At 44.1% G+C, this 25,276-nt stretch carries 28 protein-coding genes; 10 read left to right on the forward strand and 18 right to left on the reverse strand.

The features are described from left to right. Nucleotides 1-24: 24 nt before the first annotated feature. The 3 genes from cgtA (at nt 25) to hemE (ending at nt 3,839) form a co-directional block, all read left to right on the forward strand. Nucleotides 25-1,239: an Obg family GTPase CgtA gene (gene cgtA / locus K941_RS0100935; protein WP_029102115.1), complete on the forward strand. Its 1,215-nt coding sequence runs from the start codon at nt 25-27 to the stop codon at nt 1,237-1,239. 25 nt (nt 1,240-1,264) lie between these two features. After that, on the forward strand, nt 1,265-2,380 hold the full coding sequence (proB, locus tag K941_RS0100940) for a glutamate 5-kinase (RefSeq protein ID WP_029102116.1): 1,116 nt from the start codon (nt 1,265-1,267) through the stop codon (nt 2,378-2,380). 352 nt (nt 2,381-2,732) lie between these two features. Then, a complete protein-coding gene (hemE, locus tag K941_RS0100945; RefSeq protein ID WP_029102117.1) occupies nt 2,733-3,839 on the forward strand; it encodes a uroporphyrinogen decarboxylase in 1,107 nt (368 codons plus the stop codon). A 96-nt stretch (nt 3,840-3,935) separates the two neighbouring features. Here hemE and K941_RS0100950 read toward each other — a convergent pair whose 3' ends face one another. Next, complete coding sequence (locus K941_RS0100950) at nt 3,936-4,388, reverse strand: thioesterase family protein (RefSeq protein ID WP_051225772.1); 453 nt, start codon at nt 4,386-4,388, stop codon at nt 3,936-3,938. Between the two features lie 155 nt (nt 4,389-4,543). Here K941_RS0100950 and K941_RS0100955 point away from each other — a divergent pair, with 155 nt between their 5' ends. Continuing rightward, nucleotides 4,544-4,966, forward strand: a complete 423-nt coding sequence (locus K941_RS0100955; RefSeq protein WP_029102119.1) for an HIT family protein — start codon at nt 4,544-4,546, stop codon at nt 4,964-4,966. A gap of 6 nt (nt 4,967-4,972) precedes the next feature. Next, nucleotides 4,973-5,452 (forward strand): pyrimidine dimer DNA glycosylase/endonuclease V, encoded by a 480-nt coding sequence (locus tag K941_RS0100960; protein ID WP_029102120.1) that lies wholly within the window; start codon nt 4,973-4,975, stop codon nt 5,450-5,452. Between the two features lie 13 nt (nt 5,453-5,465). Here the strand turns inward: K941_RS0100960 and K941_RS0100965 are convergent, their stop codons facing one another. Beyond that, entirely contained in the window at nt 5,466-5,978 is a 513-nt protein-coding gene (locus K941_RS0100965) for a L,D-transpeptidase family protein (RefSeq protein WP_228130342.1), read from the reverse strand. Between the two features lie 215 nt (nt 5,979-6,193). Continuing rightward, nucleotides 6,194-6,967 (reverse strand): ferredoxin--NADP reductase, encoded by a 774-nt coding sequence (locus K941_RS0100970; RefSeq protein WP_029102122.1) that lies wholly within the window; start codon nt 6,965-6,967, stop codon nt 6,194-6,196. 141 nt (nt 6,968-7,108) lie between these two features. Here K941_RS0100970 and tsaA point away from each other — a divergent pair, with 141 nt between their 5' ends. Further along, nucleotides 7,109-7,840 (forward strand): tRNA (N6-threonylcarbamoyladenosine(37)-N6)-methyltransferase TrmO, encoded by a 732-nt coding sequence (gene tsaA, locus K941_RS14290; RefSeq protein WP_051225773.1) that lies wholly within the window; start codon nt 7,109-7,111, stop codon nt 7,838-7,840. On the opposite strand, the gene ruvA is transcribed toward tsaA, so the two are convergent. Together ruvA and fba are read right to left on the reverse strand one after the other, a co-directional pair. Further along, nucleotides 7,817-8,443 (reverse strand): Holliday junction branch migration protein RuvA, encoded by a 627-nt coding sequence (gene ruvA / locus K941_RS0100980; RefSeq protein WP_029102123.1) that lies wholly within the window; start codon nt 8,441-8,443, stop codon nt 7,817-7,819. The two genes, tsaA and ruvA, sit on opposite strands and share 24 nt — an antisense overlap. Before the next feature lie 64 nt (nt 8,444-8,507). Further along, a complete protein-coding gene (gene fba / locus K941_RS0100985; RefSeq protein ID WP_029102124.1) occupies nt 8,508-9,545 on the reverse strand; it encodes a class II fructose-bisphosphate aldolase in 1,038 nt (345 codons plus the stop codon). A gap of 468 nt (nt 9,546-10,013) precedes the next feature. Here fba and K941_RS0100990 point away from each other — a divergent pair, with 468 nt between their 5' ends. Further along, a complete protein-coding gene (locus tag K941_RS0100990) occupies nt 10,014-10,715 on the forward strand; it encodes a substrate-binding periplasmic protein (protein ID WP_029102125.1) in 702 nt (233 codons plus the stop codon). Between the two features lie 9 nt (nt 10,716-10,724). Here K941_RS0100990 and K941_RS0100995 read toward each other — a convergent pair whose 3' ends face one another. From K941_RS0100995 to K941_RS0101045, 11 genes are all read right to left on the reverse strand, one after another. After that, complete coding sequence (locus K941_RS0100995; protein WP_029102126.1) at nt 10,725-10,943, reverse strand: hypothetical protein; 219 nt, start codon at nt 10,941-10,943, stop codon at nt 10,725-10,727. An 82-nt stretch (nt 10,944-11,025) separates the two neighbouring features. After that, nucleotides 11,026-11,367: an ISC system 2Fe-2S type ferredoxin gene (gene fdx, locus K941_RS0101000; protein WP_029102127.1), complete on the reverse strand. Its 342-nt coding sequence runs from the start codon at nt 11,365-11,367 to the stop codon at nt 11,026-11,028. Between the two features lie 127 nt (nt 11,368-11,494). Beyond that, on the reverse strand, nt 11,495-13,366 hold the full coding sequence (gene hscA / locus K941_RS0101005) for a Fe-S protein assembly chaperone HscA (RefSeq protein WP_029102128.1): 1,872 nt from the start codon (nt 13,364-13,366) through the stop codon (nt 11,495-11,497). 138 nt (nt 13,367-13,504) lie between these two features. Beyond that, nucleotides 13,505-14,047 (reverse strand): Fe-S protein assembly co-chaperone HscB, encoded by a 543-nt coding sequence (gene hscB, locus K941_RS0101010; RefSeq protein ID WP_029102129.1) that lies wholly within the window; start codon nt 14,045-14,047, stop codon nt 13,505-13,507. Between the two features lie 3 nt (nt 14,048-14,050). Next, nucleotides 14,051-14,371: an iron-sulfur cluster assembly protein IscA gene (gene iscA, locus K941_RS0101015; protein ID WP_029102130.1), complete on the reverse strand. Its 321-nt coding sequence runs from the start codon at nt 14,369-14,371 to the stop codon at nt 14,051-14,053. Nucleotides 14,372-14,534: 163 nt separating this feature from the next. Next, entirely contained in the window at nt 14,535-14,921 is a 387-nt protein-coding gene (gene iscU / locus K941_RS0101020) for a Fe-S cluster assembly scaffold IscU (protein WP_029102131.1), read from the reverse strand. A 112-nt stretch (nt 14,922-15,033) separates the two neighbouring features. Continuing rightward, nucleotides 15,034-15,276, reverse strand: a complete 243-nt coding sequence (locus tag K941_RS0101025) for a DUF1963 domain-containing protein (protein ID WP_029102132.1) — start codon at nt 15,274-15,276, stop codon at nt 15,034-15,036. Between the two features lie 23 nt (nt 15,277-15,299). Then, nucleotides 15,300-15,788: a DUF1963 domain-containing protein gene (locus tag K941_RS14295; protein WP_029102133.1), complete on the reverse strand. Its 489-nt coding sequence runs from the start codon at nt 15,786-15,788 to the stop codon at nt 15,300-15,302. Beyond that, nucleotides 15,788-17,011, reverse strand: coding sequence for an IscS subfamily cysteine desulfurase (locus K941_RS0101035; protein ID WP_029102134.1), 1,224 nt, complete (start codon nt 17,009-17,011; stop codon nt 15,788-15,790). Before K941_RS0101035 ends, K941_RS14295 begins: the two co-directional genes overlap by 1 nt. Continuing rightward, nucleotides 17,008-17,517 carry an Rrf2 family transcriptional regulator gene (locus K941_RS0101040; protein ID WP_029102135.1) on the reverse strand — a complete coding sequence of 170 codons (510 nt, stop codon included), beginning with the start codon at nt 17,515-17,517 and terminating at the stop codon, nt 17,008-17,010. The genes K941_RS0101035 and K941_RS0101040 overlap by 4 nt, the downstream gene beginning before the upstream one ends. Nucleotides 17,518-17,982: 465 nt before the next feature. Then, nucleotides 17,983-18,684 carry a hypothetical protein gene (locus K941_RS0101045; protein ID WP_228130343.1) on the reverse strand — a complete coding sequence of 234 codons (702 nt, stop codon included), beginning with the start codon at nt 18,682-18,684 and terminating at the stop codon, nt 17,983-17,985. Nucleotides 18,685-19,031: 347 nt separating this feature from the next. On the opposite strand from K941_RS0101045, the gene K941_RS0101055 reads away from it, so the two are divergent. After that, the gene (locus K941_RS0101055; RefSeq protein ID WP_029102137.1) at nt 19,032-19,337 is read left to right on the forward strand and encodes an HU family DNA-binding protein; all 306 of its coding nucleotides are present in this window, start codon (nt 19,032-19,034) and stop codon (nt 19,335-19,337) included. Between the two features lie 289 nt (nt 19,338-19,626). On the opposite strand, the gene K941_RS0101060 is transcribed toward K941_RS0101055, so the two are convergent. Together K941_RS0101060 and rodA are read right to left on the reverse strand one after the other, a co-directional pair. Next, nucleotides 19,627-20,196 carry a septal ring lytic transglycosylase RlpA family protein gene (locus K941_RS0101060; protein ID WP_029102138.1) on the reverse strand — a complete coding sequence of 190 codons (570 nt, stop codon included), beginning with the start codon at nt 20,194-20,196 and terminating at the stop codon, nt 19,627-19,629. 702 nt (nt 20,197-20,898) lie between these two features. After that, complete coding sequence (gene rodA, locus K941_RS0101065; protein WP_029102139.1) at nt 20,899-22,041, reverse strand: rod shape-determining protein RodA; 1,143 nt, start codon at nt 22,039-22,041, stop codon at nt 20,899-20,901. A gap of 219 nt (nt 22,042-22,260) precedes the next feature. Between rodA and K941_RS0101070 the strand changes: the two genes are divergently transcribed. Both K941_RS0101070 and K941_RS0101075 read left to right on the forward strand, forming a co-directional pair. Next, the gene (locus tag K941_RS0101070) at nt 22,261-22,851 is read left to right on the forward strand and encodes a LemA family protein (RefSeq protein WP_029102140.1); all 591 of its coding nucleotides are present in this window, start codon (nt 22,261-22,263) and stop codon (nt 22,849-22,851) included. 14 nt (nt 22,852-22,865) lie between these two features. Beyond that, the gene (locus K941_RS0101075) at nt 22,866-25,262 is read left to right on the forward strand and encodes a M48 family metalloprotease (protein ID WP_029102141.1); all 2,397 of its coding nucleotides are present in this window, start codon (nt 22,866-22,868) and stop codon (nt 25,260-25,262) included. Nucleotides 25,263-25,276 lie beyond the last annotated feature (14 nt).

Consider the following 25,276-nt stretch of genomic DNA (forward strand, 5'->3'; position numbering starts at 1 on the left):
TAGATTAAAATATTTTGAGAAATTATGCGTTTTATTGATGAAGCTGTAATCAGCGTAAAAGCAGGCGATGGCGGTAATGGTATCGTGAGCTTTCGCCGTGAAAAATTCGTCCCCAAAGGCGGGCCCGATGGCGGAGACGGTGGCAAGGGTGGCGATGTTTATGTGATTGCTGATGACAACACCAACACGCTCGTGGATTTTCGTTATACTCGTAAATTTGAAGCCAAAAGGGGCGAAAACGGTCACTCAAAAAACTGCTCAGGCAAAGGGGCGGACGATGTTTATCTAAAAGTGCCTGTGGGGACGACCGTTATTGACACCGACCTTGATGTGGTGATTGGCGATTTGACCGAAGTGGGGCAAGTCGTGCTTGTTGCTAAAGGCGGAGACGGTGGGTTTGGTAATACCCGTTTTAAAACTTCTACCAACCAAGCTCCCCGTAAAGCTATTCCTGGTTTTGCTGGCGAAGCCAAAAATCTAAAATTAGAATTAAAGGTCGTGGCTGATGTCGGTTTGATTGGTTTACCCAATGCGGGCAAATCCACCTTTATCCGCCAAGTGTCGTCCGCTCGCCCAAAGGTGGCGGATTATCCTTTTACCACCCTTGTGCCAAACCTAGGCGTGGTGGATGTGGGGACGCACCAATCCTTTGTTATGGCGGACATTCCGGGTTTGATTGAAGGGGCGTCAGACGGGGCAGGGCTTGGCATTCGCTTTTTAAAGCACGTTGCCCGTACTCGCAGATTACTTCATATCGTGGACGTAAAGCCCATTGATGAGTCAAATCCTGTGGACAATGCACGGATTATCCTAAATGAGCTTGAAAAATTCTCTGCTGAATTGTCCAAATTGCCCCAAATTTTGGTGTTAAACAAAATTGACCAATTAGAAGATGATGAGATTGATGAAGTTTGTAATAATATCGTCAAAGAGCTAGACTGGCAGGGTGAAGTGTTTCGCACGTCTACCATTAGCGGACAAGGCGTGGATGAGATTAAGTATCATCTGATGAACGAAATTGAAGAAGAGCAAGAGCGTGAAGCGGACGATGAAGAGTTTGCCACAGCTCAAGCCGAGCGATTTGCCCGCTTAGAAGAAGAAGTTCGCCACAACACCGAGATTCAAAAAGAAGCCTACCGTGCCAAACGCAAAGCCGAACGAGAGGGCTTGTCCGATGAGGACGATGATGATTGGAATGATGACGACTATGATGTGGCAGTGGAATACGCTCCGTACTGATGATGAGCTGATATAAGGAAATAGCATGGATAATTCGCCAAAGCGTATCGTGGTAAAAATCGGCTCATCGCTACTGACCAACAACGGTCGGGGGCTTGACCGTACCGCCATTTATGAATGGGCAAGACAAATCGCCACCTTGCACGCTCGTGGGATTGAGGTGGTACTGGTATCTAGTGGGGCGGTGGCGGAAGGCGTGGTTCGTATGAACTTGCCCGAACGCCCCAAAAAATTGCCTGCCTTGCAAGCCTGTGCGTCCATTGGACAAATGGGGCTGATTGAGACATGGTGGCAAGCGTTAATCCAAAAAGGCGTACAGTCATCACAGATTCTCTTGACCCATGATGACCTAGTCCACCGCTCCCGTTATCTTAACATTAGCCAGACCATGAGCCAGCTTTTGGCGTGGCGTGTCGTGCCTGTCATCAATGAAAATGATACGGTCAGCTATGGCGAGATAAAATTTGGCGATAATGACACGCTTGGGGCGATGAGTGCGACCATGATAGGCGCGGATTTGTACATTATCCTAACCGACCAAGACGGTGTATTTACCGACAATCCACGCACCAATCCCAACGCCAAGCTTATCACAAGCGAGCGAGCGATGGCGGATTATCTGTTTGATGTGGCAGGGGACGGTGGTAAATGGGGGTCTGGCGGTATGCTAACCAAAATCCGTGCGGGGCGATTGACCGCCATGGCAAACTGCCCGACCATCATCGCCAATGGTAAGGTGGAAAATGTCATCGTGCGACTGGCGGATGGCGAGGCTATCGGCACACGACTCACGACCGACCATGCCGACCGCCTGATTGCCAAAAAACAATGGCTTGCCACGCACCTACGTATGGCGGGCACGCTCATCATCGATGATGGCGCAGTCAAGGCGATTACCGAACAGTACAAATCACTACTGCCTGTGGGCGTGCTAGACGTGCAAGGTGATTTTGACATGGGCGATGTGGTTGAGATTGTGAACGCCCAAAAAGTGCGATTGGCGGTGGGTCAAGTTGGTTTTGATAGCCATCAAGCCAAACAAATCATCCAAAAACACACCGATGAAGTCCTACAAATCCTAAACCTAAGCGACAACGACAAAGCCATTATGGTGCACCGTGATGACATGGCGGTTTTGTGATAGATATTTAAAACTTTGATATTGTTTAATAAAGATGCATTTTACAATTTGGGTGTGTAGGGACGAATTGCAATTTGCCCAAAAATCAACACGTTATTAAAGGGCAAGTGTCATTTGCCCTTACAAATTTACCCAAAGGTATAGTCAATTAACAATGAAAAAATTTTAAAAATTGATTTAACTAAAAGATAGTAGTCCAAAAAGTATGCTGAACTAGGTTTTCCGTTCGCCCTGAGCCTGCCTGCGGGTCGGAAAACCGTTAGGTTTCCCAAGCTCACCACGAAAGGTTTTCTTTGTAGCATACTTTTTGAACCAGAGCCAACTAAAAATTAACTTAACCAGTGGAATGACAATGACCCAGCAATTTGCCCTCCTAAAAAATGACCGCCTACTGCGTGCTTTGCGTTTTGAGCCCATTGATGTCACCCCTGTATGGATGATGAGGCAGGCAGGACGGTATCTACCAGAATACAAAGAAACCCGTGCCAAAGCAGGTGATTTTTTAAGCCTGTGTAAAGACACCGACATGGCGACCGAAGTTACGCTCCAACCTTTACGCCGTTTTGAGCTGGATGCGGCGATTTTGTTCAGTGATATTTTGACAATCCCTGATGCGTTTGGGCTTGGACTTTATTTTGAAGAAGGCGAAGGCCCTAAATTTAAATACACCGTACGCACACCGACCGACCTTGAACGTTTGCCAAAAATTGATGTAAACAGTCAGCTTGACTATGTCATGAAAGCGGTAACCAATATCCGTAAAGAGCTAAACGGACAAGTGCCACTGTTTGGATTTAGTGGCAGTCCTTGGACTTTGGCAACTTATATGGTGGAAGGCGGTTCTAGCCGTGAGTTTCGCCATACCAAAGAGATGATGTACGCCCGACCACAGTTTTTGCACGCCTTACTTGCCAAAATCTCGGACGCTGTCGTGGATTATCTGGACGCTCAAATCATCGCAGGGGCTCAGATTGTGCAGATTTTTGACAGTTGGGGTGGGGCGTTGGGTCATCGTCAATTTGTGGAATTTAGCCATAATTATAATCGTGAAATCATCGCCCGCTTAAAAGCCAAGCACCCCGATGTGCCTGTGGTCATGTTTACCAAAGGGGGCGGGCTGTGGCTTGACATACAGGCGGACAGCGAGGCGGATTGTTTGGGTCTTGACTGGACGACACCGCTTGATAGGGCAAGACGGGAGCTGAACAATGCTCAAAAAATCCTAACCATCAAGCACAAAAAGCTACAACGTCAAAAAGCCATTCAAGGTAACCTTGATCCTGCCACGCTTTACGGCTCGCCTGCCGACATCAAAAAGGCGGTACATGATATGCTATCAGATGTCTATGTGAATGACAAAACGGGCTATGTGGCAAATTTTGGGCATGGCATTACCCAGTGGGTCAAGCCCGAACACGCTAAGGTGTTTGTGGATAGCGTGCATGAGTTTAAACTGTAAGCTACTGTCAAAAGCAAAAAAACAGGGAGAAAATACTTCCTGTTTTTTTATGATTAAGCCAAGTGATTTTTTGTGATTTGGCTGTTTGATAAATTATCAGCGAAACGCCATAGGTAGACGACAGGGGCGAATGCCGTGTTCGCTGTTCATGACGCAAGCAAGGGTAATCACACCAATGGTGGCGACCTTGCCCTGATTAAAATCATCATCACTGCGGTAGATGTGCTGAGTCATGATGAGACTGGCGGATTTTTTGGCGACATCAGTAATGGCAACGACAAGGTTGTCATCAACCAAAAGTGGTAATTTATAGGTTAAATCAGCGCGACTGACCACAAAATGCAGCTTGCCTTGCTGTCCGTCTGTGCCATCTGCCGTCCCGTCCGTGTCAAAAAAATAACCATTAAAGCCGAGCGATGTCAGCCAATCCCGACGGCAGTTCTCAAAAAAAGTCAGATGATTGGCGTGATAGACGATGCCACCAGCGTCTGTGTGGTTGATATAGACCTTGTAGTGGTTGCTAAAAATGGGTTTTGCTTGAGCAATCATGGGTTATTCCTTAAATTTTTAACCATTGTACACCTAAATGTAAAAAATATCATCTTTATGTGGAAAGTGTTTTTGTTAAAAATTGAAAAATCAGGGTGTTTTTAACATGGTTTGTGTTAGAATGTAAGTATTCATTTTGTAAAAAGGAGTAGCCCATGACTTACGACAACACCAACATTTTCGCCAAAATCCTGCGTGGCGAGATTCCTTGCCATAAGGTTTATGAAGATGACAAAACCCTTGCCTTTATGGATGTCATGCCACAGGCAACAGGTCATGTGCTAGTCATTCCAAAGTGTGAAGCGGTGGAGCTGTCTGATTTGCCGTGCGAATATGCCTGTGCGGTGTTTAAAACCGCCCAAAAAGTCATGACCGCCCAACGCAAAGCCCTAGGCGTGGACGGCATTGTGCAGATGCAACTTAACCACGCGGGTGCAGGGCAAAGCGTGTTCCACTATCACATGCACCTAATCCCAACCCACGTCCACGAGCTGGGCAAGCACGAGAGTGTCATGGCAGACCAAGACGAGCTGGCGGAGCTGGCAAGTAAAATCCGTGCGGTCATTGACAGTAAGTAGGGCATTTTGAACATTTTCTACCTTGATCCTGACCCGATACACTGTGCCATTTTTCATGGTAATAAGCATGTGGTCAAGATGATATTGGAATACGCCCAGTTACTGTGTACCGCTCATCATCTAGGTGATAGCGTCCTTTGCGATGATGAGCGGGCGGTGCTGTATAAATGCACGCATCAAAACCACCCATGTGCAGTGTGGGTGCGTGGCTCAAAGTCGCATTATGACTGGCTTTACCAGCTGTTTGTCGCCCTATGTGATGAATATACGCACCGCTATGGCAAGGTTCATCTGACCGACCAAAAGCTCCGCCACATCCTGATAAATTGCCCTATCTCCGCCGACACGCCATTTGTAGCACCGCCACAGGTCATGCCCGATGAGTATCAAGGCGATGATACTGTTAGTGCCTATCGTGCCTATTATCGCTGTGGCAAAGCGGATATTTTGGCGTACACGGGTCGCCCAAGCCCTGATTGGCTATAGTTTAATTTAAGCATTAAGGTAAAATCTCAATCACCACATCTTCCACGACCGCCACAAACAGCTCGTCTATTTCGGGGTCAGTTACGGCGATACAGCCGTGTGTCCAGTCTTTGAGCAGATGATTTGCCCCGATGATGTCGCCAAGTCCGTTTTTTATGCCGTGAATCTTTATCGCCCCGCCTGCTAATTTGCCGTGAGCTTTGGCGTAGGCGATGTCGGCTTCATTGGGATAAGAGATGCCCAAATTTTTGTGATAACCGCTATTGGCATTACGGTCGTTTATGGTATAGACCCCTTCGGGCGTTTTCATGTCGCCTTCAAATTCTTTGTGTCCTATCGGGTTTTTGCCAAGCGATATCGGATAAATTTTTACCAAACTGCCTTGATGTAAAGCGTGCATTTCTCGTTTTGATTTGTAGACGATGAGTTTGTCAATCTGTGTGCCTATCGGTAGCGGTGGTTGATTGACAAGTTCAAGCTGTTTGGGCGATAGAGTGCTGGCGTGTGCCGTGGGATTGGTAGGCAAGTTTTGATAAAAATTAACTCCAAAGGCGGATAAAATGGCAATGGCAAATAAGGGCAGGGCAGTGTGTTTTTTTCATCATAATTTTCATGTTTAAAATTTATCATAGCATGGCAGTAGCTGATAAATTATGGAAAAATTATGAAAAGTGGATTTTGTAAAAATATAAAAACAAAAAACGCACCATAATAATAGTGCGTTTTATTATCAATGGGTCATCAGCCCACAAACGCCCGCTCTACCACATAATCGGCAGGTACGCCCATGCGTGGCGAAACGGTCAAGCCAAAGCTGTCTAAAATGGCAGACATATCGGCATTCATCGCCATACTACCGCAAATCATCGCACGGTCATCGTCTTTGTTCATGGGGGGCAGACCGATGTCTTCAAAGAGTTTACCTGATTTGATGATGTCGGTAACACGCCCTTGGTTTTTAAACTCATCACGGGTTACGGTGGGATAGTAGATGAGTTTTTCACGCACCCATTCACCAAAAATCTCATCGTTTGGCAGTTCATTTTCAAAAAAGTCTTTATACGCCAAATCTTCGGTATGACGCACGCCATGCACCAGAATGATTTTTTCAAAGCGTTCGTACATCTCAGGCTCACGCACGAGAGACAAAAATGGAGCAAGTCCTGTGCCTGTGGCAAGTAGGTATAAATGCTTGGCAGGAAGCAGGTCATCGAGTACGAGCGTACCAGTGGGCTTTTTGGAGACAAGCAGGGTGTCGCCCACTTGGATGTGTTGCAGGCGTGAAGTCAAAGGGCCGTCTTGGACTTTGATAGAGAAAAATTCAAGCTCTTCTGCCCAAGCGGGACTGGCGATAGAGTAAGCACGAACAAGCGGTTTGCCGTCCACTTCAATGCCAATCATGGCGAATTCGCCACTTCTAAAACGCAAGCTGTCGCTACGGGTGGTCTTAATGGTAAATAGGCGGTCTGTCCAGTGGTGGACGTAGGTTACTGTTTCGTTGATGAATTTTGACATGGCATTATCCAATTATTAAGAATGATTATCAAATCTGATATAATAGCAAATTTTGTGTATAATAGCGATTTTTTATGCCAAATTTTACTTAAAAATTGGCATATCTATTTGTCATTTTAGCATAAAACGCCCAAAAATACCATGAACACACACGTTTTGCCGATTATCGGTTATCATCACTCGCCCTTATCCCAAAAGTTTGGCATTCCACGCCAGCCCAACCTTGTCGCCATTAAAAGCCACATCCGCTTTATTGCCCCTTATGGCACGCCCGACGCCTTTGTCGGCATTGAGCGGTATAGCCATTTATGGGTATTGTGGCAATTTCATCACAACAAAGAACAAGCCAGTTTTCGTCCGCAGGTGCGTCCACCACGTTTGGGTGGTAATGACAAAATCGGGGTATTTGCCACACGCAGTATGTACCGCCCGTCTGGGGTGGGGTTGTCGGTGGTGGGGTTTGATAAGGTAGAAGTGGTTGATAGTCAAATGATTTTACATATCATAGGGGCGGACATGATGGACAGCACGCCGATACTAGACATCAAGCCGTATCTGCCCTATGTGGACGGTGTGAATGGGGCGATGGGATTTGACAAACCGACTGGTCGGAATGTTATCTTTAATGATAAGGCAAATGATGAATTTGAACAATTGATAAAGTTGGGCTTATTAACAGCTGATGACAAAGCACTCATTGGCGAGCTGATTGCCCAAGACCCACGCCCTGCCTATCGCCAATCTGAAATCGGGGTGGCGTGTGCCATGCGGTATGGGGCGGTGGACGTGGATTTTGTCATGAATGAGCAGGGGGTTATGGCGGTGTGTGGGGTGCGGGGTGCGGGTGGTTTAAAACCCCGACAAAATCTTTAAACTTGCCTTTAATAGGTTTGATGTGGTCAGCTCATCATCGGACAGCGACTGTTTGGCGGTCTTAATGGCGGATTGAGCTTCCTTTTCTTTGTAGCCTAGGCTCACCAACGCACTTTCGGTTTCAGCGATGACGTGCATGGGGTTGGCGGTGTGTGTTGGCTCATTTTGGGCGGTGGTTGGGGTAAATAAATCGTCCGATGTGCCGTCCAATTTGCCTTTTAATTCAATAATAAGCCGTTGGGCGGTTTTTTTGCCAATGCCTGCCACACGAGTTAGGGCAGACTCATCGCCATATTCTACCGCCTGATGTAGTTCGCTAGGCGGTAAGGTTGAGAGTATGGCAAGTGCCATTTTTGCCCCCACGCCATTGATTTTGATGAGTTTTTTAAAAATTTCTCGCTCAGACTTGTCAGTAAAACCAAACAGCAGATGAGCATCTTCACGCACGACCAGTTGCGTATAAAGCGTAACGTTCATGCCGACAGACAATGTACAAAACCCACCAATGGGCATTTCTATCTCATAGCCGACCCCGCCTGATGTCATGACACAAGCGACGGGAGCGGATAGATGGGCGACTTGCCCTGTAATCATACCAATCATGGTTTTTCCTTTAAAATACAAATAAGGGCGAATCTTGTCGCCCTTATTCACGATTTACACCAATTTATTTGTAATATTCTACCATTTTTTCCAATGAGATTGGGCGGATTTTGCTGGCATGACCTGCCGAGCCAAAGGCTTCATAGCGTTGTACGCAGATGTCTTTCATGGCGTTCATGCTGGCTTGTAAATATTTTCTTGGGTCAAATTCAGCAGGGTAGTCGTTCATAAATTTACGAATCGCCCCTGTGCTGGCTAGGCGTAAGTCGGTGTCAATGTTGATTTTGCGAACACCGTGCTTGATGGCTTCGACAAGTTGTTCTACTGGCACGCCATAGGTTTCGCCAATGTTACCGCCATTTTCGTTGATGATTTTTAGCCATTCTTGGGGAACGCTTGATGAACCATGCATGACAAGGTGAGTATTTGGCAGGGCTTCGTGGATTTCCTTAATGCGGTCAATCGCCAAAATGTCGCCAGTAGGCGGACGGGTGAATTTGTACGCCCCATGAGACGTACCCACTGCAATGGCAAGAGCGTCCACGTTGGTATCGGCGACAAATTGACGGGCTTCTTCGACCGATGTCAAAAGCTGGCTATGGTCAAGTACGCCTTCTGCACCCACGCCATCTTCTTCGCCCGCCATGCCGGTCTCTAAGCTACCCAAACAGCCGATTTCGCCTTCGACCGACACACCGCACGCATGAGCCATTTTGACGACTTCACGGGTTACACGCACGTTGTAGTCATAATCAGCAGGGGTTTTGCCGTCTTCTTTTAATGAACCGTCCATCATGACCGAGCTAAATCCAAGCTGAATGGAGCGTTGGCAGACGGCAGGGCTTGTGCCGTGGTCTTGGTGCATGACAACAGGAATGTGCGGCCACTCTTCAATGGCAGACAAAATAAGGTGGCGTAAAAAGGGAGCCCCTGCGTATTTTCTGGCTCCTGCTGATGCTTGCACGATGACAGGCGAGTCGGTCTCGTCCGCTGCCATCATGATGGCACGCATTTGTTCTAGGTTGTTTACGTTAAAGGCGGGCAGACCGTAAGCGTGTTCGCCTGCGTGGTCAAGAAGTTGGCGTAAGGATACAAGTGCCATGATAGCTCCAAAATGATTAAATTTGTCAAATTATATCAAAAAAAAACGTGAAAATCATGGTATTTTGTATCAAATCACGTAGTTATTGTGAACTTTCTAGACATCAAAGACGAATCAAATAAAAAAGTTATCAATAATCATTATTTTTGAAACAAATAATTTGCAACAAAATGTAATAAGCTTATGAAACCACTGTATCAAAATTAAATAACGTGTTATCATCATAAAAACTTAACAATTTGTTAGGTTAAATCAATCCCTTAGTTAGGAGAAGGAAGCTATGAAAAATTTCAATACCAAGGCAAAGTATGCCATTTTACCATTGATGTTGTCAGCGTTGATGGCATGTAGCGATAAAGCCCCTGAAACTGCCAGTGAGCCTAAGAGCGAGCCGGCACCTACCGCACAGCACCAGCCACGGGTGAGCAAGCTAGTACCAGTGCCACCGCACCCAACGCCCAAAGCTATGTGGTCGGTATTGACGCCAACTATCCCCCTTATGATTTTAAGGATGAAAATGGCAATGCCCAAGGCTTTGATGTGGATATCATCAAAGCCATTGCTGAAAATCAAGGCTTTGGTGTGGACGTCGTTCCTCAGGACTGGGAAGTGCTTGTTGAAGGTTTGGATAATGCCCAAAGCCATGTTGTGATGTCAGGTTTTTCAAGAAACGATGAGCGAGAAGCAAAATATTTACTTTCTAATACCTATGCATGGGGACGAGATGCGCTCGCTGTTTCTGCGGAAAACAACAGTATCAAAAACTTAAAAGATTTAAATGGCAAGAAAGTTGCAACATTGGCTGATAGTCCCTATATTCCGCAATTAGAAGAAGTGATTGGTCAAGGCAATCCTAGTATTATTGGAAAGCCATCTGCATTCTTAGCTTTTAAAGAATTGGCGACAGGCAATGCTGAGGCGGTATTGGCAGATGAAGGTGTGCTACGTTACTATGCCAAGCAGTTCCCCGAGGTTAACTTTAAAATCGTCGTCGGTGAAGGCGAGGCTTTTGAGTATTATGACATGATTATCATTACACCAAAGTCTGAAAATGAGCTGATGGAAAAAATCAATACAGGGCTTGCCAACATTGTCGCCGATGGTACTTATGCCAAAATTCATGAAAAATGGTTTGGCGTAGCACCCGAAAAATTACCCACTACAAAATAGGGTAAATGCTTAAAAAGACTTGGTGTTGCCAAGTCTTTTTTTATTGCTAAGATTTATAAAGTATCCAGATGGGTATTGATGGGAAAATACCCAAATCCCAATCCGCATTCCAACGCCCATTAACGAACCAAACACACTCAATGGGATAACTAAAGTCAAAAGCCATTGTAAATTTTTAAAGATAAAGGCTAGGAATTTGTCTTTAAAATTAGGATGTTGGGTTGTCATGATTTTCGCCTTTTTAAATTTATCAAAATCTCAAACTTATCATAATACAAAAATAAAACCACTCAAAGAGTGGTTTAGGATTTTAATGATGACCTTCTTTGGCGTGGTTTAGCGTGTGTTTTGGGATATAGACGGTTAGGTTTTCGTCAGCGACAACGCATTGGCACGATAGGCGAGAGTTTGGCTCCAAGCCCCACGCACGGTCAAGCAAGTCAGCTTCTATGTCGTCCATTTCTTCTAGGCTATCAAAACCTTCACGGACAACCACATGGCACGTGGTACACGCCTTTGAGCAGTCGCAAGCGTGTTCAATGTTAATGCCGTGTTCGTGCAAGCCTTCAAGCAGGTTTTCGCCTGCGTTTAGCTCAACGGTTGCCCCTTCTGGGCAGATTTCGTGGTGGGGAAGTACGGTGATTGTTACCATGATACTCACTTTTATTTTTTAATGGGTTTTTGGACAATTGCCCAACCTACGGATTTTTAACGATTAATTTTGACAATTAAGGATTGATTGGGCAATTGCAATTGCCCCCTACTTGATAGAAATGCAATCATTTCCAATCACTTGCCTTTGTTCCTGCCAATGCCTGTTTGACATTTTGGTTCATGATAACGGACGCAAAATTATCCGACAATGGTTTTAATTCGCTCACCGCCTTATCCAGCATTGCTTTATCATCGACAGTTTGGGCGGTGTCAATGGCGGATTTGACAGCGGTCATTTTTTCGTTTAATTTGGCTTTTTCATTGTCATCAAGCAAGTCGCCAAATTCGTCCAACGCCGATTGCAATGCCAAAATCTCACGCTCGGCTTCTACTTTGGCTTCGATAAGCATACGTTTTTCTTTATCGGCTTTGGCGTGGATAAAGCCTGCTTTTAGAAGTTCTTCTTGTTGCTCTTCGGTCAGTCCATAGCTTGGCACGACATCAATTTTACTGGCGACTTTGGTGGTCGTCTCCATTGCCGATACGGTCAGTTGTCCGTTGGCATCAATGGCAAAGGTAACTTCCACACGGGCAAGCCCTGCTTTCATCGGTGGAATGCCTGTCAGCGTAAAATTCGCCAAAGTGCGACAATCCGCCACGGTCTCACGCTCGCCTTGCACCACATGAATCACCATACCCGTCTGAGCGTCCGTGTGCGTGGTAAAGGTCTGTCTGCGTGCCACAGGAATGGGGGTGTTGCGTGGAATGATGACTTCGGTCAGTCCGCCCATGGTTTCAAGCCCAAGCGATAGGGGCGTAACATCAAGTAGGAGCAGGTTATCATCTTCTTTGTTGATGAGCTGATGAGCAAGCCTTGTCGCCCCAAGTGCCACCACTTCATCGGGGTTGATGGAGCAAAGGGGCTGTTTGTCAAAAAAAGTTTGTACCGCTTGCTTGATAATAGGCATGCGGGTTGAGCCACCAACCAGCACCACTTCATCAATGGCGGTCTTGTCAAGGCGTGCGTCAGTTAGCATTTGTTTGCAATTTTGCAAAGTTCGGCGAATGACAGGCTCACAAATTTGGGTTAAAGTTTCATTTGTCAAAATTGTGGTAAAGGGCACGCCGTTAATCTCAATATCTACCGACACCGCTTGACGCTGTGAGAGTTTTTGCTTGTAGCTTTTGGCAAGGTTGGCAAGGGTGCTTTTTTGGGCGTTGTCCACGTCTTTGGGGTCATGTCCTGCCGATTTGATAAAAAAGTTGGCAATCAAGCGGTCAATGTCATCTCCGCCCAAAGCCGAATTTCCGCCTGTGGCCAAGACTTCAAACACGCCGTCTTTTAGGGATAGCACCGACACATCAAACGTCCCTCCGCCTAGGTCATAAATCAGATAAGTGCCTGTTTTGGCGGATTTGTCAAGCCCATAGGCAATGGCGGCGGCGGTTGGCTCATTTAAAAGGCGTAAGACATTGAGTCCAATGCTCGCCCCTGCGTCTTTGGTGGCTTGGCGTTGGGCTTCGTCAAAATAGGCAGGCACGGTAATCACCGCCCCCTGTATGCTGTCAGGCGGTAGGCTTGCCTTGGCGTGGTTGTAGAGCTTGGCTAGGATGTGGGCAGACGTTTCAACGGGCGATTTGTCACCTTGTGCAGTAACGAACGCTGGCATGGCGTTGTCGCCCCCAACCAGCTCGTAAGGGTGGCTAAATTTAATATCGGCAAGCGAACGCCCCATAAAGCGTTTGGCAGAAATAATGGTATTTTTGGGGTCATTATAAGTCAAGGCGTGCTTGCCCACAATGGGAATGTCCGCCTTATCGCCATAATACACCACGCTCGGCAATAGGGGGCTGTCGCCAAAGGGCAACACGTCCGCCCGTCCTGAGCGTACCACGCCCACAAGCGAATGAGTCGTCCCTAAGTCTATGCCTAAGGCGTAGCGGTGCTCGTGGGGTTTGGCGGATTGGTTGGGTTCGCTGATTTGAAGTAGGGACATGGTATTATGGTATTTTATGGTTTTACAGGTTGGCTAAAATTTTAACATGGTTTTACCTATTTGGGATAAATTGGGTGTTAAAATTTTTGGTGTTTTATGGGTTGTTTAAGTTTTTTGAATTTTTAAAATAATAAAAAATCACACATATAAATCATCATCTTGCCCGTCATCTTGACTTGATGATTTGGACAAAGCGTCCGTCATGTCATCGTGCAATTTACCCAAAAAGCGTAATTTTTGGGCGATGATTTGGGCGGTTTGCCAGTCTTTTGCTTGATAAACGCTGTCAAAATCGTCTGCTGTTTGGCTCATTAAGGCATTGATATTGTTGGCAATTTGGCTGATTGTATGTTTGTCATTATCAAAAATGGCATCTTCTAGCTCCATGCGATAGCTCATCATCTGCATCAAAAACGGCTCATCGGCAATGGTTTTGTCCGAATTAAATGCCACGCCTGATAATTCAAGCAAATAGATTGCACGGCTGTCATCACGGTTTAGGGTGTCAAAAGCGTGATTAATCAAAGCGGTATTTTGCTCGGCTTGGGCGATATTGTCGGCATTGTCGGGGTGGTGCTGTTTTTGCAGGTGTAAAAAGGTCGCTTTTAGGGCGGATTTATCAATGCTAAACGCCACAGGCAGCCCAAACAATTCAAAAAAATTATTGGTTAATAACGCCATAAGTTACACCGTAAAGGATTCGCCACAACCGCATTCGCCTGTTTGGTTGGGGTTTGTGAATTTAAAGCCAGAATTTAGCCCTTCGGTAACGTAATCCATTTGTAAGCCGTCCAGATAGACAAGGCTTTTTGGATCAACGAACACACCCACGCCGTCATTATCAAAACGCTCATCGGTTTCGTTTGGCTCGTCCACAAATTCAAGCACATAGGCAAGACCTGAACACCCCGCCGTTCGTACGCCCACACGAATGCCCACACCGCTTCCACGATTTGCCAAAAAGTCTTTGACGTGCGTTATCGCTCGGTCTGTTAGAGTAATCATAAGTCTTTCCTATTTTTACAATTTTTTACAAGTTATTGATTTTTATAGGTAAATTTGCCTTATTTGACTTTGAATTTTATTTTAAAATTCGTAGGGGTGAGTTATATCCGCCAGTACAAAATACCAATAAAAAGCCAATTTGGGCTATTTAACAGAATTAAGATTAAGCAATTGCCGATTTGGCTTGATAATCTTCAATCGCCGCCTTAATCGCATCTTCTGCCAATACAGAGCAATGCACCTTGACAGGAGGCAAGGCAAGCTCTTGGGCAATGTCTAGGTTTTTAATGGCACGGGCTTCGTCAATGGTTTTGCCTTTGAGCCATTCGGTAACGAGTGAGCTTGATGCAATCGCCGAGCCACAGCCATAAGTTTTAAATTTTGCGTCTTCGATGATACCATCATCGCCCACTTGGATTTGCAAACGCATCACATCGCCACAGGCGGGGGCTCCGACCATGCCTGTGCCAACATTTTTGGCGTTTTTGTCTAGGCTACCCACATTGCGGGGGTTTTCGTAATGGTCAATGACCTTGTCTGAGTATGCCATAGTTTTTCTCTCTTTGTTTGGGATTATTGCCTTGCTCTATGGGCTTGGAATAATCAGTTAATTTGGTTAAATTAAATCACTTTTTAAAATTAAGGATATAAACTTGAATAGGTTAGCCACCAGACCAAGCATAAACAACTTTACTAAAATCTAAATTTTTTAAATCTTCGGGTGTGATAAAGAAGTTAGCAACACCACAATCTCCCCAAAGGGCTTTATAAGATTTTGTTGCCCTTGAATATTCGCTATCTAATTGAAATAATAGCTTATGGTGTTTATCCCACTTTTCCCAAAATGCCCAATAGAAAATATCACCCTGTACAAAAGTGGGCTCACCCCCAATTTGATGACGCAAAGGCTCACTTTTTCCCTCCAAAACTATTGTTCACTATGGAAGGTTATTGGAAATTCCCCACTCAATAAACTATATTCACCATAAGAATGATGACTTTCATAAGTGGGGTACTGCGAAAAATCGGATTGCAATTCACTTTCTGGTAAAATATCAGTGTGATAAATCACATCATAGCCAATTTTCTTGAAAATTTGTGGGTATAACTCTTCTCGCATATTTGGAGTAATTTCTGCAAAAGGAACACTACAATCACCACCCTGCCCATAATCTTCATCATCTCTATCCACAAAAAACTGTAAAATGCCTTTGGTGGGGTAGTCTGGCAATGGGGGCATTTCGGCAAAATTGATTTGTGCCAATAGCGTTAATGGATTGCCAGTTTTTCTATTTTTGGGGTATTCCATACCAATGGGCAAGTAGGGCTTTCCGCCCACTTTACTTTGAAATAAAGTGGTTGGAGAATTTTCGCCCAATTTCAGATAAACGACAGGGTGTTTTACATTATCTTCCATTAGTGTTCCTGCCACTCAACCTTACTAAAATCAACCCCTTCTTTAAACATATCCCAAAGAGGCGACAGCTCACGCAGTTTGTTTACCGCATCGGTGATTTGGGCAAGCACACGGTCAATGTCTTCATCAGTGGTGTAGCGACCGATACTAAAACGAATGGACGAGTGAGCCAGCTCATCGGGGCGTCCGATTGCTCTTAGCACGTAGGAGGGTTCTAAGGTTGCTGACGTACACGCCGAACCAGACGACACCGCCAAATCTTTTAGGCTCATCATTAGGCTCTCGCCTTCGATGAAGTTAAAGCTCACGTTTAGGATATTGGGAATGCCATGCTCAAAACTGCCGTTCAAATAAATCTCTTCAATGCCTTGCAAGCCATTCCACAGCTTATCACGCAGGCGAGTGATGTGGGCGTGGTCTTCATCAAAACGCTTAACCGACAAGGCAAACGCTTCGCCCATGCCAACAATCTGATGCGTAGCAAGCGTACCAGAACGCATACCACGTTCATGCCCACCACCATGTTGTTCGGCTTTGATACGCACACGGGGTTTACGGCGAACGTATAATGCACCAATCCCCTTAGGGCCGTAGATTTTGTGTCCTGAAAAGCTCATCAAATCCACTTTTAGCTCTTCTAGGTTAATCTTGATTTTGCCAACGGCTTGGGCTGCGTCCACATGGAATAGCACACCCTTAGCACGGGTAATCTCGCCAATCTTGGCAATGTCTGTTACCGTGCCAAGCTCGTTATTGACCGCCATAAGGCTGACCAAAATCGTATCGGGGCGAATGGCTTCTTCTACCTGCTCGGGTGTGATAATCCCTGTGGCTTCTTGGGGGATAAGATAGGTAACTTCAAAACCTTCTTCTTCTAATTGACGGCAGGTGTCTAGGATTGCTTTGTGTTCAATCTTTGATGTGATGATGTGTTTGCCTTTTTGATGATAAAAATGAGCCACACCTTTTAGGGCTAAGTTGTCCGACTCGGTTGCCCCACTGGTAAACACAATCTCACGGCTGTCGGCACCGACTGTCTCGGCAATCTGCAAACGGGCATTTTCTACCGCTTCTTCGGCTTGCCAACCAAAGCCGTGCGAGCGACTGGCAGGGTTACCAAAAATCCCGTCAAAGGTCATGTATTTGACCATTTTGTCGGCGACTTCTTGGGCGACTGGCGTGGTGGCGGCATAATCTAAATAAATAAGTGATGACTGGCTCATGCTGGATTGACCCCTAAGTTAATTGTATTGATTGAATTGGTTTTGTCGTTTTTCTCGCCAGAGATTTTTTGTTGTTGGCGGTCGGCGATGCACCCTGTGTGCTTGGATTCTAAAAGTTGGGCTAGGGTAACATTGCTCAGATACGCTTCGATGTGGTTGGATAAATCATGCCACAGGTCGTGCGTTAGGCACATCTCGCCATCTCGGCAGTCACCCTTGCCACCGCACTGCATGGCGTTAATGGACTCATCGACGGCGGTGATGATGCTCATGATGTCAATCTCGTCTAAGGGTTTGGCAAGATGATAACCGCCAGACGCCCCACGAGTACTGCTGACCAAGCCTTTTTTGCGTAGCTTTGAGAAAAGTTGTTCAAGATAAGAGATGGAGATGGATTGACGCTTTGCAATGTCAGACAAGGACACCGCCCCTTGATGGCGACTTTCTTGTACCGCCAAATCAAGTAGGGCAGTCACTGCATAGCGTCCACGAGTTGTCAATCGCATAATATGGTTTCCAAATTGCCTAGCCTAACGTTGATGGCAACTAAGCTAGGCGTGGGTAGATAATATGTGGCTATTATAATAATTCCCAGTAATCCAGTCAAGATTATTTTTTATCAAAGTAATTGATTTTTGCCATTGATAAAATTCATCATAAATTTATCTTTTGAATTACTTGTCAAATATAGGGCGTGCCTGCCGTTGGTATTTGCAATGAAAAATCTATTTCAAGCGTTAAGTTTTCACTACATCTTTTTAAAATGTTGTCAATGGTAGGCATGCCCCAACTCCAATCAAGCCAAAACTAAAAATTGACATTTATCATAGCATGACAGACGTGGTTTGCAATCCGACTAAGGGGGTAGGAATTGATATTTGTCGTTAGGACGAAAAATCAAGCCAATAAAATAAATAACCAGTAAAATAAATAAAAAGGCGGAAAGTTCGCCTTTTTATGCGTAAAAATAATCAAACAAAGTTCATGATGATGGCAACCAGTGCGATGATGCCCACGACAACAAGGGCGATAAAGGTGCTTTTTTGTTTGCCTTGTAGTTCGATGAGGGCGGTATTTAGCTTATGGTTATGCACTGTTAGCTCATCAATGCGAGCAGACTGCTCGGCGATTTTGGCTTTGTAGTTTTCTTGTTTTTCGGCTTTTTGTTCGGGGGTGGGGGCAGGTTTTCCCTTGACTTTGCCCAGTAGATTTTGAATGACACCGCCCACGCCCAACTGCACCAAAAACGCCTTAAAATCATGCATATCTTCATGACTGCCACGAATTTGTAGCGACTCAACACTGCCACTGCTATGCGTGGTAATGGCATTGATGAGCTGAAAACTGTAAGCGTTTACCGTCATGTCGGGCGTGGTCTTGTCATTGGGCAGGCGGTCATCAAGTAGCACCCCGCGATAGCCAAATGTAGCATAAAACTGCACGTGAGGCAGGTAGGTGCGAATGCAGACCACCGTACCACGCTCGGCAAGTGGGTAGGCAAGCTGTCGCAGTTTGGGGTCAAAGCGGAGAATTAGAGTGATGGCTGATTCTAAAAACACCAATAGAACATTTAACAACCCACGAGAGACACCGCCATTATCGCCATCATCGGTGCGATAGGTTGGTTGTGGATTACTGGGTTTGGTGTTGTGAGTCGGCTGTGAGTCGGTCATGCGTGATTATCTGATCAAAAAATAATGCTAATGATAAAATGATATCCAAAAAAAGTAAACCACCTTAATGTAACCAATGCGTGATTTTTTGGTAAAAAAGGATAAAAGTAAGCTTTTATCGTAAATATCACGCCTTTGATGGGGTATTTTTGTAAAAAAGATAAAAATATTTTGCCATACCCCTTGTAAAATGGGCAATACCCTTATACAATGCACTCAAAATAAGCCCAAGCATGCAGCATGTGTTGTAGGCTTAGATTTGCTTTTGCTGACTTTATTGCTATTGCAAGACTTGGCAAATGTAAATTCATTTCACATTCTTATCATCAACACCATGAGGACAAATCATGAATAAATCAGAATTAGTAGATGCTGTTGCCAGCGAAGCAGGTCTTACCAAAGAGCAAGCCACCAAAGCCATTAATGCTTTTACTTCTAGCGTACAAGGTGCCTTGGAGCGTGGTGATGACGTGGTATTGGTCGGCTTTGGTACTTTTAGCGTTAAAGAGCGTGCTGCCCGTACAGGTCGCAACCCTAAGACTGGTGAGCCACTACAAATCGCTGCCAGCAAAGTGCCTGGATTTAAAGCAGGTAAAGGTCTAAAAGACGCGGTAAACCCTACCGAAAAATCCGCTAAAAAAGGCAAAAAATAATTTTAACATCGTTAAAATGTTTAAAAAATAAACTAACCCCCAATTCTTATCCAGCAATCTAGCATTAATTGCTGAGTTAAGATGGGGGTTGGTTTATTATTAGACTTTGGTTGGATCTAGTTGGGCTAAGTTTCTGTGCTTAACGGAACTTGGTTCTTTTGGTGTAGGGCGTATCTGTCTTTGGTGTTTGCAATGACAAGCAAAATTTAGCCATTTTTCATGCAAAAACACCATTTTATTTCTATGAAATTTCTAAATATTAAAATGTGTTATAAAGTTTCAACACGCCCTAATCAATACGCTCAATGCTGACATTGCCCACGCCTTTTTGGGTTAGCCCAATGGCTTTGGCAGCACCATAAGACAAATCCAAGATACGGTTGGCTTGGGCAGGGCGGTCATTGACTTTAACGACGACAGATTTGCCGTTGTCCTTATTGGTGACTTTGATGTAGCAGTTCATCGGTAAGGAGCTGTGAGCGGCGGTCATGGCATTCATGTCAAAGGTTTCGCCACTGGCGGTAGGTTTGCCATGGAACTGACGACCGTACCATGATGCCATGCCTGATTGTTTAAATTTGCTGACGGTATTAGAAGCAACAGCAGAGAGCTGTCCTAGCATGTCCGAGTCTTTTTGAGAGTCACTCTTAGCGTCCTTGATTAAAGAGCTTGATAACGCCAATGAAGTGTTGCCACGAGTCGATTTGACAAGGCTTGATGCGTTGTTGTGCTGACGGCTAAGCTCGCCCAATACTTTATCAATATTGGCACTTGTGTTTGCCGCATTGACCGCTTGAACAGGAGCGACTGTTCCTAGGGTTGTTGCAAGTGCAATCGCACCAGTTTTTAGATATTTCATGTGAGAACCTATAAAGGAATGCCTGACATTTTTTTATTCATACTTACAAAAGCAATGATGGCATTCTGGTGGGTTAATGATTGGTGTTAAGTCAATTTAAGCAAGCCAATCGTTAGTTAGCTTAATAAGATGGGGGGTTCTTTTTATTTTGCAAGATTGTTCTATAAGTCACTTTACAAATTTGCAAAGGTTAAAATGAAATCCGTCCCATGACATAAAATTAATTGTTGCAAGTTTTATGCCAAATAATCACAACGATGTTAGGGCGTGCCTGCCATTGATAACATTTTTATAAAATAAGATGAAAATTTAACGCTTTTATCTATTTTTGCATGAAAAATGGCTATCCAACCACCTAATTTAAAAAGTTAAGTAAATTCTTAGATTTACCCAGTTAAGTGGTCGGATTGTTTTTCATAATAAAAACTTGTCTGATAGAAAACTCACAGCCTCAAGTTTTTTCCTTGAAAAACGGGTGATTCCCCTGCTTTTTTAACAGGCATTTTCATTGCAAATACCAAATACCAAAGGCAGGCACGCCCTATTGTTTTTAAAAATTTAACAAATAAAGGGTTTCCCCAACCATTATTTATGATTTTTTGTCATAAATCTGTCATGTTCTTATCTTAACATGATTTATAACAAAACCGTACATCATTTTATGACATGCGGTTTTAAAACAGCGACAGAAGGTATTGTGTCCTACTGCTTGGTATGAGTATGCACGCAGGTTAGCAGTCCAAAGCCTGCCATTAGGGTAATCACCGCCGTACCACCATAACTGATAAATGGCAAAGGCACACCAACCACGGGCAGTATGCCACTGACCATGCCCATATTTACAAAAATATAGACAAAAAATGACATGGTCAATGCCCCAGCGAGCAGACGACAATAAGTGTCAGGATTAACAACGGCAATATAAAAAGAGCGAGCCAGCAAGCACAGATAAAAGAACAGCAACAGACCCACGCCTGCCAAACCAAACTCTTCGCTAAATGCTGCGATGGCAAAGTCGGTATGACCTTCGGGCAAAAAGTGTAAATGTGACTGCGTGCCTTCAAGATAGCCTTTGCCTGTCAAGCCACCCGAACCGATGGCGGTTTTTGATTGGATGATGTTCCAACCTGCCCCCAAGGCGTCCGCTTCGGGGTCAACTAGGGTCATGACACGGGTTTTTTGGTAGTCGTGCATGTAAAAATTCCACAAGCCCCACACAAAAGGAATGAACACCGCAATCGCCCCACCAATCATCCACCAAGGCAACCCCGATAAAAACAGCACAAACATACCACTGCCTGCCACCAAAATAGACGTTCCCAAATCAGGTTCTTTGGCGATGAGTATCACAGGCACAGCGATGATGGTAAGCGTGGTAAAGACCGTGGGAATGCTTGGTGGTAGCTCCTTTCTGGATAGATACCACGCACACATCATCGGCATGCCAAGTTTCATGAATTCAGACGGCTGAACGCTACCAAAGCCAGGGATGTCAATCCAACGCCTTGCCCCCATGCGAACTTCGCCAATAATCTCAACCAGTACCAACAAAATCAGCCCCAATACATAAAAAATGGGGCTTAGCGTGCGATAAAAAGTCGGGGGAATCTGTGCCATGACTGCCATGACCACAAAGGCAATGCCATAGCTCACCATTTGTCGGATGACCATGGCGGTGTTTTGCGTGGACGCACTGTATAGCACCGTCAAGCCCACAAAGCAGATACTGAACAAAATCAGGGTCAGCCACGGGTCGATGTGAATGCGTTGCCACACGCTCGGCTCTAAATCTCGCCCAACGAAATGATGGCTTTGGCGTGAAAATCGGTACTGTTCTTCTCTCATGGCAAATCGTGGTGCGGTTGGATGAACTTTTGATAAAATTTATCAAAAAATTGCTGATAGTTGGCGGATTTCATGATAAATTATAAGATGGTCGTGTAAGTTACTTGATGTATCAGCGACTGATATTTTTATCAAAACATACTATTTTAATTCATCTTGATGATTTTTAACAGTAAAATTTTGTGTTAGGGCAAAATTTCGTAAAAATAAGGAAAAATTATGGCCATCATCGTAACGCTCATCATATTGGCAGTTATCATCGGCTTTTTGATAGCGGTGTATAACGCACTGGTTCGTCTAAGAAACCAAGTGGCAAATGGATTGGCACAGATTGATGTTCAGCTCAAACGTCGCCACGACCTAATACCCAATCTCGTCAATGTCGCCAAACGCTACATGACCCACGAAGAGCAGGTGCTAACCCAAGTGACCGAAGCCAGAAACATCGCCAAAAGTGGATTGGATACCCTTAAAGGTGCAGGGCTGTCAGGCACGGATGGGCTTACCAAACTGGCAAATGCTGAGAGCAACCTGTCTCGGGCGTTGGGCAGTTTTTATGCCGTGGTAGAAAATTACCCTGAATTAAAAGCCGATTCTGCCCTAAAAGAGCTCTCTGATGAGATTAAAAATACTGAAAATCGCATTGGATTTGCCCGTCAGTTTTATAATGACAGCGTGATGTTTTATAATAACCAACGTGAGAGTTTTCCTAATAATTTAGTGGCAAATTGGTTTGGGTTTATGCCAATAGCACAATTAGAATTTGCTGATAAATCCGCCATTGATGTTGCACCAACGGTCAGTCTTTGATGTATTGGTGATGTATGCCACAGCGAATTTATCAAAACTTTTTTGAATTACAACGCCATTACAAAAGAAACAGCATGGTGTTATATGCGTTATTTGTCATGGCGATGATGATTCATGTATTGCTTGCCTTATTATTTTTTATGATAATATGGTATGTTATTTTTGGTGATTTGGGTGGTTTTGCATGGTTTTGGGTGCTGATTCTTGTGCCCAGTTATTTTATCATGAGTGTATTATATCATTATAATAAAATTAGCCATGATAATGACTTTTTACTAAAAGACATTGATGTCACACGCTTATTTATTAATATCTCAGGCGTGGATTTGCCTATTAATCATTTTAATGATGAAGATAATAATAAAAAGAGAAAAAGACAGCAGGTGATTTATGCCAAAGACATCAAAGACTTTGAACCAAAATATCGGCGGTATTATGAATTTGCCGAGCAGTTAGCCATTGCCTCAAATATCACTTTACCCAAATTATACGTCATGGATGAGACAGGGGTGAATGCCTTTGTGGCAGGGGTCAATCAAGCAAATATGATGCTCGTTGTCAGTAAAGGAGCGTTGGAATTAGATAATGAAAGTCTTTATGGGCTTATTGGACATGAATATGGGCATATTTTACATGGCGATGCCAAATTAAATGTGCAAATGTATGTCTTAATGTCAGGTCTGTCTTGGCTTTATGATGTTGCCGATGGCTTAGAATGGCTGTCCAAATGGCGACAAAAACCCAAAGCCAAACGCTATCAATACCAAGATGATAAAGGTGAACGCCAAGAATATGTGATTGTGATGGGTACGGGGCGATTGTCCATAGAGTTTATTTCTTTGGTGATTCGCTTATTGGGCTTTTTAGGCATGGCAAGTAGCGAATGGATAAAACAGCATTTTAATCGTCAGCGTGAGTTTTTGGCGGATGCAACATCGGTGCAATTAACCCGTAGCGATGGCGTGGCAAAATTATTACAAACCCTGCAGCGAACGCCGTATTTGGCACATGCCCAAAAACGCTATACCACGCATTTGAGTTATTTTTTCTTTCTAAATCCCCAAGATACCCAGACGTCTATCAACTGGCGGGAGCGAATGGGGCATACGGGTAGCACGCACCCGAGCAATCATGAGCGAATACTGGCGTTGAATGAGCATTATTATGATGACTTTGCCAAGATGGTGATTGATGACTTGGATGTGGATGTATTACAACAAACCCATGATAAGATGATGCTCGTTGATTGGCATGAAAAATCAGGCGTGAGTGATTATAAAACCGTGGAGTTTGTATTATGTGATAATAAAGATATAGGTAAAGATAAAGATGCTCATTTATTTGTGAATTCTGGTAATAATCAAAAAGTGATTGATATCGCCATTTATAAAAATGACATTGAAATATCACAAGATAAAGTGGTTAATGGCAGGCTGGTTGTGGATAAATCATGGCAAGCCCAAGGTGAGATGATGTACCCCAAACAAGCCAGAGCCGATTATGAATTAAAAAATATTCATCATGTTAATATGATTCATGTCAAAAGCATGACATTGCCCCTTATCATCGCTCGTTATTTACGTAATGATGACCTACATCGCCCCATGAGTAAATTATTTTCGCTGTTTTATGCGATTGTCTTTTGCCATGATAATGATGGGTTTTATTTATCCGACTCGCTTAATTTGGCAAATATTTTTTATATAAAATCAGATAATAGTGATACCATAAAAATAGATAAGTCTTTACTAAAAACTGTGGCAGAGATGGATAGACGCATTGATAATGGTTTATTAATGCTGATTTATCAGCGTATTATCAAGGATTTGGAACATGATGATAAACGGGCTTTATTAAAAAATGACGTTCATCATCTGTTGGATTTTATCAATGGGTTACATCATCAAGACAATCATCACGATGATTTGAGTCTATTATGGCAGGGCGTGCATTTATATCGTTTATTGGTGATATTTGCCGATGATATGTATATTGCTGACAAGATATTATTGCAAAAGCTGACATTCATGTATCATAAATATGACATGAATATGAATGATTGGGTAATGATAACAGTAATGATATATATGGTTATGGCTCATTATGATGATGGCGATGACATAAAATGCCGTGCAAGCATACAACGGCTGATTCGGCTTATCAATCATGAGATTGTGATTGATGAGACAGACATGACAAAATTAATGCAAGTCATGAGTGCATTTAGTGCGATAGATATGGCGTTATGGCTGTTAAAATATCAGCAGAAAAATACATTGACGGCTAAGCGATATATTGATACACTACATACTGCTTTATTGGGCGATGGGATATTGTGTGAGCGTGATTATGAAATATTATTAACCTTACATCAATATTGGTGTCCTGATGATGAATTTGTTTTGTATTGATTTATCCTAACTTT

This window comes from Moraxella caprae DSM 19149, assembly GCF_000426885.1.
GTDB lineage: Bacteria > Pseudomonadota > Gammaproteobacteria > Pseudomonadales > Moraxellaceae > Moraxella > Moraxella caprae.

Bases quoted from the DNA above. Each gene is read 5' to 3' on its own strand.
- cgtA (WP_029102115.1), top strand. From the start codon at position 25: ATGCGTTTTATTGATGAAGCTGTAATCAGCGTAAAAGCAGGCGATGGC.
- proB (WP_029102116.1), top strand. From the start codon at position 1,265: ATGGATAATTCGCCAAAGCGTATCGTGGTAAAAATCGGCTCATCGCTA.
- hemE (WP_029102117.1), top strand. From the start codon at position 2,733: ATGACCCAGCAATTTGCCCTCCTAAAAAATGACCGCCTACTGCGTGCT.
- K941_RS0100950 (WP_051225772.1), bottom strand. From the start codon at position 4,388: ATGATTGCTCAAGCAAAACCCATTTTTAGCAACCACTACAAGGTCTAT.
- K941_RS0100955 (WP_029102119.1), top strand. From the start codon at position 4,544: ATGACTTACGACAACACCAACATTTTCGCCAAAATCCTGCGTGGCGAG.
- K941_RS0100970 (WP_029102122.1), bottom strand. From the start codon at position 6,967: ATGTCAAAATTCATCAACGAAACAGTAACCTACGTCCACCACTGGACA.
- tsaA (WP_051225773.1), top strand. From the start codon at position 7,109: ATGAACACACACGTTTTGCCGATTATCGGTTATCATCACTCGCCCTTA.
- ruvA (WP_029102123.1), bottom strand. From the start codon at position 8,443: ATGATTGGTATGATTACAGGGCAAGTCGCCCATCTATCCGCTCCCGTC.
- fba (WP_029102124.1), bottom strand. From the start codon at position 9,545: ATGGCACTTGTATCCTTACGCCAACTTCTTGACCACGCAGGCGAACAC.
- K941_RS0100995 (WP_029102126.1), bottom strand. From the start codon at position 10,943: ATGACAACCCAACATCCTAATTTTAAAGACAAATTCCTAGCCTTTATC.
- fdx (WP_029102127.1), bottom strand. From the start codon at position 11,367: ATGGTAACAATCACCGTACTTCCCCACCACGAAATCTGCCCAGAAGGG.
- hscA (WP_029102128.1), bottom strand. From the start codon at position 13,366: ATGTCCCTACTTCAAATCAGCGAACCCAACCAATCCGCCAAACCCCAC.
- hscB (WP_029102129.1), bottom strand. From the start codon at position 14,047: ATGGCGTTATTAACCAATAATTTTTTTGAATTGTTTGGGCTGCCTGTG.
- iscA (WP_029102130.1), bottom strand. From the start codon at position 14,371: ATGATTACTCTAACAGACCGAGCGATAACGCACGTCAAAGACTTTTTG.
- iscU (WP_029102131.1), bottom strand. From the start codon at position 14,921: ATGGCATACTCAGACAAGGTCATTGACCATTACGAAAACCCCCGCAAT.
- K941_RS14295 (WP_029102133.1), bottom strand. From the start codon at position 15,788: ATGGAAGATAATGTAAAACACCCTGTCGTTTATCTGAAATTGGGCGAA.
- K941_RS0101035 (WP_029102134.1), bottom strand. From the start codon at position 17,011: ATGAGCCAGTCATCACTTATTTATTTAGATTATGCCGCCACCACGCCA.
- K941_RS0101040 (WP_029102135.1), bottom strand. From the start codon at position 17,517: ATGCGATTGACAACTCGTGGACGCTATGCAGTGACTGCCCTACTTGAT.
- K941_RS0101045 (WP_228130343.1), bottom strand. From the start codon at position 18,684: ATGACCGACTCACAGCCGACTCACAACACCAAACCCAGTAATCCACAA.
- K941_RS0101055 (WP_029102137.1), top strand. From the start codon at position 19,032: ATGAATAAATCAGAATTAGTAGATGCTGTTGCCAGCGAAGCAGGTCTT.
- K941_RS0101060 (WP_029102138.1), bottom strand. From the start codon at position 20,196: ATGAAATATCTAAAAACTGGTGCGATTGCACTTGCAACAACCCTAGGA.
- rodA (WP_029102139.1), bottom strand. From the start codon at position 22,041: ATGAGAGAAGAACAGTACCGATTTTCACGCCAAAGCCATCATTTCGTT.
- K941_RS0101070 (WP_029102140.1), top strand. From the start codon at position 22,261: ATGGCCATCATCGTAACGCTCATCATATTGGCAGTTATCATCGGCTTT.
- K941_RS0101075 (WP_029102141.1), top strand. From the start codon at position 22,866: ATGCCACAGCGAATTTATCAAAACTTTTTTGAATTACAACGCCATTAC.